The organism is Nocardia sp. NPDC057353 (assembly GCF_042667085.1).
Classification (GTDB): domain Bacteria; phylum Actinomycetota; class Actinomycetes; order Mycobacteriales; family Mycobacteriaceae; genus Nocardia.
Window position 1 is genome coordinate 182,585 of sequence record NZ_JBHVAK010000004.1, and the last position, 6,636, is coordinate 189,220.

At 73.2% G+C, this 6,636-nt stretch carries 3 protein-coding genes; 2 read left to right on the forward strand and 1 reads right to left on the reverse strand.

The features are described from left to right. Positions 1-37: 37 nt before the first annotated feature. Positions 38-922 (reverse strand): PAC2 family protein, encoded by an 885-nt coding sequence (locus tag ACFUUZ_RS03815; protein ID WP_378692229.1) that lies wholly within the window; start codon positions 920-922, stop codon positions 38-40. A 100-nt stretch (positions 923-1,022) separates the two neighbouring features. Here ACFUUZ_RS03815 and metH point away from each other — a divergent pair, with 100 nt between their 5' ends. After that, the gene (metH, locus tag ACFUUZ_RS03820) at positions 1,023-4,610 is read left to right on the forward strand and encodes a methionine synthase (RefSeq protein ID WP_378692231.1); all 3,588 of its coding nucleotides are present in this window, start codon (positions 1,023-1,025) and stop codon (positions 4,608-4,610) included. A 373-nt stretch (positions 4,611-4,983) separates the two neighbouring features. After that, on the forward strand, positions 4,984-6,636 hold a 1,653-nt coding region (locus ACFUUZ_RS03825; protein WP_378692233.1), incomplete at its 3' end, for a protein kinase.

Sequence of the window (6,636 nt, forward strand, 5' to 3'; positions counted from 1 at the left end):
CCCGGCCCCGCCCCATCCCCGGCGGGGCCGGCGCGCCTCACAGCCCGAAGTTCCCCGGACCCCGCCGCCGCAGGTACTTCTCGAACTCGGCCGCGATGGCGTCGCCGTCGATCTTCGAAATGGCCTCGTTGAGGTCGACCGCGGCGTCGCCGCGCTCCTCCAGCGAGCGCACGTACTCGCTGATCTCCTCGTCCCCCTCGGTCATCTCGTTGACCGTCTCCTCCCACTCCTCGGCCTGCTTGGGCAGCTCGCCCAGCGGCACCTCGATGTCGAGCACCTCCTCGACCCGGTGCAGCAGCGCGATGGTGGCCTTGGGGTTGGGCGGCTGCGAGATGTAGTGCGGCACCGCGGCCCAGAAGGAGATGGCGGGCACGCCCGCCCGGACGCACTGGTCCTGCAGCACGCCGGTGATGCCGGTCGGACCCTCGTAGCGGGTCTGCTCGAGCGCGAAGCGCTCCGCGGCCTCGGGGCTGTAGGCGGAGCCGGTGACCGGCACCGGCCTGGTGTGCGGGGTGTCGGCGAGCAGCGCGCCGAGGATCACCACGGTCTGCACGCCCAGCTGCTCGATGAACTCCAGCAGGTCGGCGCAGAAGCTGCGCCAGCGCATGTTCGGCTCGATGCCGCGCAGCAGCACGATGTCCTTGTCGCTGCCGGGCGGCGAGCACACCGACAGCGAGGTCGACGGCCACTGGATCTCCCTGGTCACCCCGTCCACCTGGCGCACCGTCGGGCGGTTGACCTGGTAGTCGTAGTAGTCCTCGGAGTCCAGCTCGGCGAGCGGCTCGGCGTCCCAGATCAGTTCCAGGTGCTCGACCGCGCCGCTGGCGGCATCACCCGCGTCGTTCCAGCCCTCGAAGGCCGCGACGAGCACCGGATCCCGCAACGTCGGCAGTTCCGAATCGGGAGTTTCACTGCGGTTCACCCGGTCAGCCTACGGCGTGCCACGCCGGGGCGCGGCGCCCGGTGACGGCGCGTCCCGGCGTCCGGCCGATGGCGTCGGAGCCGCCTACTACCCTGGTCCCATGGCTGCGCCCCGGTTCGACACCACCCTGCTGGATACCCTCGCGCGCCGCGTCGTGATCGGCGACGGCGCGATGGGCACCATGCTGCAGGCCGCGGATCTCACGCTCGACGACTTCCGCGGCCTCGAGGGCTGTAACGAGATCCTCAACGAGACCAGGCCGGACGTGCTGCGGCACATCCATCGCGCGTACTTCGAGGCGGGCGCCGACGCCGTCGAGACCAACACCTTCGGCTGCAACCTGCCCAACCTGGCCGACTACGACATCGCCGACCGCATCCGCGACCTCTCCGAGCGCGGCACCAGGCTGGCCCGCGAGGTCGCCGACGAGATGGGGCCGGGCGCCGACGGCACCCCCCGCTACGTGCTCGGCTCGATGGGGCCGGGCACCAAGCTGCCCACTCTCGGCCACGCCCCCTACGCCGCGCTGCGCGACGCCTACAGCGAGGCGGCGCTCGGCATGCTCGACGGCGGCGCCGACGCCATCCTCATCGAAACCTGCCAGGACCTGCTGCAGGTCAAGGCGGCGGTGGTGGGCAGCAGGCACGCCATGGCCACCGCGGGCAGGCGGATCCCGATCATCACCCACGTCACCGTCGAGACCACCGGCACCATGCTGGTCGGCAGCGAGATCGGCGCCGCGCTGACGGCGATCGAGCCGCTCGGGGTGGACATGATCGGCCTGAACTGCGCCACCGGCCCGGCCGAGATGAGCGAGCACCTGCGCCACCTCTCCCGGCACGCGCGGCTGCCGGTCTCGGTCATGCCGAACGCCGGGCTCCCGGTACTCGGCGCGAACGGCGCCGAGTACCCGCTCTCCCCGGAGGAGCTGGCGATCGCGCTGCGCGACTTCGTCAGCGAGTTCGGGCTGGCGCTGGTCGGCGGCTGCTGCGGCACGACGCCGGAGCACATCCGGCAGGTCAGCGCCGCGGTGCACGAGGTGGAGCGCGCGCTGCCGCCGATTCCGGAGCGCAGGCACCCGGAGCCGGAGCCGAGCGTCTCCAGCATGTACACCGCGGTCCCGTTCGAGCAGGACGCCAGCGTCCTGATGATCGGCGAGCGCACCAATGCCAACGGCTCGAAGGCCTTCCGCGAGGCCATGCTGGCGGGCGACTGGCAGCGGTGCCTGGAGATCGCCAAGGACCAGACCCGCGACGGCGCGCACATGCTCGACCTCTGCGTCGACTACGTCGGCCGGGACGGCACCGCCGACATGAGCGAGCTGGCGAGCAGGCTCGCCACCGCCTCCACGCTGCCGATCATGCTCGACTCCACCGAGACCCCGGTGCTGCGCGCCGGGCTGGAGCACCTCGGCGGGCGCTGCGCGGTGAACTCGGTGAACTACGAGGACGGCGCCGGGCCGGAATCGCGGTTCCAGCAGACCATGGCGCTGGTCGCCGAGCACGGCGCCGCCGTGGTCGCGCTCACCATCGACGAGGAGGGGCAGGCGCGCACCGCCGCCAAGAAGGTGGAGATCGCCGAGCGGCTGATCGCCGACATCACCACCAACTGGGGGCTGCACGAGTCCGACATCATCGTCGACACCCTGACCTTCACCCTCGGCACCGGCCAGGAGGAGTCGCGCCGCGACGGCCTGGAGACCATCGAGGCCATCCGCGAGCTCAAGCGCCGCCACCCCGATGTCCAGACCACGCTGGGGCTGTCGAACATCTCCTTCGGCCTGAACCCGGCCGCCAGGCAGGTGCTGAACTCGGTCTTCATGCACGAGTGCGTGCAGGCCGGGCTGGACTCGGCGATCGTGCACGCCTCCAAGATCCTGCCCATCGCGCGGATCCAGGAGGACCAGCGGGAGGCCGCGCTGGACCTGGTCTACGACCGGCGACGCGAGGGGTACGACCCGCTGCAGCGGCTGATGGAGCTGTTCGAGGGCGTCTCCACCGCGTCGTCCAAGGCGTCCCGGGCCGAGGAGATGGCGGCGCTGCCGCTCTTCGAGCGGCTGGAGCGGCGCATCGTGGACGGCGACCGGAACGGCCTGGAGCCGGACCTGGACGAGGCCATGCGCGAGGTGCCGCCGCTGCAGATCGTGAACGAGACGCTGCTGGCGGGCATGAAGACCGTCGGCGAGCTGTTCGGCTCCGGGCAGATGCAGCTGCCGTTCGTGCTGCAGTCGGCCGAGGTGATGAAGACCGCGGTCGCCTACCTGGAGCCGCACATGGAGGCCACCGACGACAGCGGCAAGGGCCGGATCGTGCTCGCCACCGTCAAGGGCGACGTGCACGACATCGGCAAGAACCTGGTCGACATCATCCTCTCCAACAACGGCTACGAGGTGGTCAACCTCGGCATCAAGCAGCCGATCGCCACCATCCTGGACGCCGCCGTCGACAAGAAGGCCGACGTCATCGGGATGTCCGGGCTGCTGGTCAAGTCGACCGTGATCATGAAGGAGAACCTGGAGGAGCTGAACACCAGGGGCGTGGCCGACCAGTTCCCGGTCCTGCTCGGCGGCGCCGCGCTCACCCGCTCCTACGTGGAGAACGACCTCACCGCCGTCTACCAGGGCGACGTGCACTACGCCAGGGACGCCTTCGAGGGGCTGCGGCTGATGGACACCATCATGACCCGCAAGCGCGGCGGCGGCCCCGACCCGGACAGCCCGGAGGCCATCGCCGAGCGGGAGAAGGCGGCCGAGCGCAAGGCCAGGCACGAGCGCTCCAAGCGGATCGCCGAGGAGCGCAAGGCCAAGGAGGCGCCGATCGAGGTGCCCGCGCGCTCCGACGTGGCCGCCGAGCTGCCGGTGCCGGTGCCGCCGTTCTGGGGGACCAGGGTTGTCAAGGGGCTGGCGCTGCACGAGTACTCCGGGCTGCTGGACGAGCGCGCGCTCTTCCTCGGGCAGTGGGGGCTGCGCGGGCAGCGCGGCGGCGACGGGCCGGGCTACGAGGAGCTGGTGGAGTCGGAGGGCAGGCCGCGGCTGCGCGCCTGGCTGGAGCGGCTCAGCACCGAGGGCGTGCTGCAGCACGCGGCGGTCGTCTACGGCTACTTCCCCGCGGTCTCCGAGGGCGACGACGTGATCGTGCTGACCGAGCCGCGCCCGGACGCCCCCGAGCGCTACCGCTTCACCTTCCCGCGCCAGCAGCGCGACCGCTTCCTCTGCATCGCCGACTTCATCCGGTCGCGGGAGTACGCCGAGCGCACCGGGCAGGTCGACGTGCTGCCCTTCCAGCTGGTCACCATGGGGCAGCCGATCGCCGACTTCGCCAACCAGCTCTTCGCGGCCGACAACTACCGCGACTACCTCGAGGTGCACGGCATCGGCGTGCAGCTCACCGAGGCGCTGGCCGAGTACTGGCACCGCCGGGTCCGCGAGGAGCTGGTACTGGAGGGGCACGCGGTCGCCGAGTCCGACCCGGACGACGTGCAGGAGTACTTCAAGCTCGGGTATCGGGGCGCGCGCTTCTCCTTCGGCTACGGTGCCTGCCCGGAGCTGGAGGACCGGGCCAAGCTGGTCGACCTGCTGGCGGCCGAGCGGCTCGGGGTCCGGCTCTCCGAGGAGCTGCAGCTGCACCCGGAGCAGTCCACCGACGCGTTCGTGCTGCTGCACCCGGAGGCGAAGTACTTCAACGCCTGAAACCCGGGTGTGAGCGGTTTCACGCCGGAATCGCGCCCGCCAGGGCGGTCCGTACCGGATCATGGCGCGGGCGTGCCGCGTCCGAAACCGGGTGCCGGGGAACGGATTCGCCGCGGCGCCGGAAGCAGCGCGGGGCGTGCTCGACGGGGAGCGCGCGCCGCGGTGGCGTACCGTGCTGAGGTCCGCCGATGGAACGGCCCGATTCGGGTATGCCACTCCTCGGACATCGCGCACCGGTGCGCCCGTCGTATGCCGCACCCGGCGGCGTGCGGCCCGCCCGGAGTCGAAGCGGCTCGGGGCGTAGGATTTTCGCCGGGCTCCGGGGCTCGTGCGCCGAGTTGCGGTACTGCTCGGCGGGAAGGAGCACGATCAGATGACGTCGGACCGGTTGATCGCGGGACGGTATCGGCTCTCCGACCCGATCGGCACCGGCGCCATGGGCGTCGTGTGGAAGGCGACCGACGTCCGGTTGCAGCGGACCGTCGCGGTCAAGCAGCTGCGGCTGGACCCGGGGTTGACGCCGGCGCAGACCGTCGAGGCGCGGGCCCGCGCCATGCGCGAGGGGCGGATCGCGGCCCGGCTGCACCACCCGAACGCCATCACCGTCTTCGACGTGGCCGAGGAGGACGGGCGGCCCTGGCTCGTCATGGAGTTCATGGACGCGCCGAGCCTGGCCGCGCGGATCTCCGGCGGGCGCACGCTGCCGCCGATGGAGGTGGCGCGGATCGGGGCGCAGGCGGCCGCCGCGCTGGCCGCCGCGCACAAGGCCGGGATCCTGCACCGGGACGTGAAGCCGGGGAACCTGCTGGTCGCCGACGACGGCACGGTCAAGATCACGGACTTCGGGATCTCGCGGGCGGTCGGCGACGTCACCGTCACCGCCACCGGGTTCCTCGCCGGGACGCCCGCCTACCTGGCGCCGGAGGTGGCGCGCGGGGAGAACGGGGAGACCGCCTCCGACGTCTTCGCGCTCGGTTCGACGCTGTACGCCGCCGTGACCGGCAGCCCGCCCTTCGGCGAGGGGGACAACCCGCTGGCGGTGCTGCACGCCGTCGCGCGCGGGCACGTGCAGCCGCCGCAGCACGCCGGGGCGCTCGGGCCGGTGCTCATGCAGCTGCTCGCGCCCACCCCCGAGGCGCGGCCGACCATGCGGCAGGCCGCCGAGGTGCTCGAAGGGGTCGCCGTCGGGCGGCCCGCCGGGCCCGCCCCGGTGCTGCCGCCCGGCGGGTACCCGCGCACCGCCGTGCTCGCCGGTCCGGGCGGGACCACGGTCCTGCCCGACCCGAATCGGTTCAGCGGGCCGCCGCCGAGTGATCCGCGCAGCGTGCCGCCGGGGCCGCGGGTGAATGCCTTCCGGCCCGCGTACGGGCCGGGGTCGGGGGCGCAGGGGGCCAACGGGCCCGCGACTCCGGGGTACGGGCCCGTGAGCCCCGGACACGGGCCCGGGAGCCCGGGATACGGGCCTGCGAGCCCCGGACACGGGCCTGCGACGCCGGGTTACGGCCCGGGAACTCCGGGCTCCGGGCCCGCTCCGGTGCCGCAGGGCCCGCCGAGCGGGCCGGGCAGTGCCGTGGGCTCGGTGCCGGGCGCGGGGAACTCCGCAGCGAGCACCGGGGGGACGGCGGCCGCGGGCTCCGAGGAGCGGGTCGAGCTGACCGAGAAGCGGGGCGGCTCCGCCGCGGCGGGTGCGCTCGCCGGAGCGGGGGGTGCCGCAGCGGCCTCCGAGGCAGGCGACTCCACCGGCTCCGACGCGTCCGGAAGTGATCCGGTGGCCGCCTCCGGAGGGGCCGCGAGCAGTCCCGCCGCCGAGGGGGCCGACGCGACGGATAGCGCCACGGACGGGCCTTCCGCGAAGCAGGGCGCAGCGAACAGCGCAGCCGCATCGGGCGCCGCGGACAGCGGGGCCGCGTCGGGCACTGCGGACAGCGGGGCCGCATCGGGCGCCGCGGACAGCGGGGCCGCGTCGGGCACTGCGGACAGCGGGGCCGCATCGGGCGCCGCGGACAGCGGGGCCGCGTCGGGCACT

Coding starts and splice junctions, on each gene's coding strand:
- metH (WP_378692231.1), top strand. CDS start 1,023: ATGGCTGCGCCCCGGTTCGACACCACCCTGCTGGATACCCTCGCGCGC.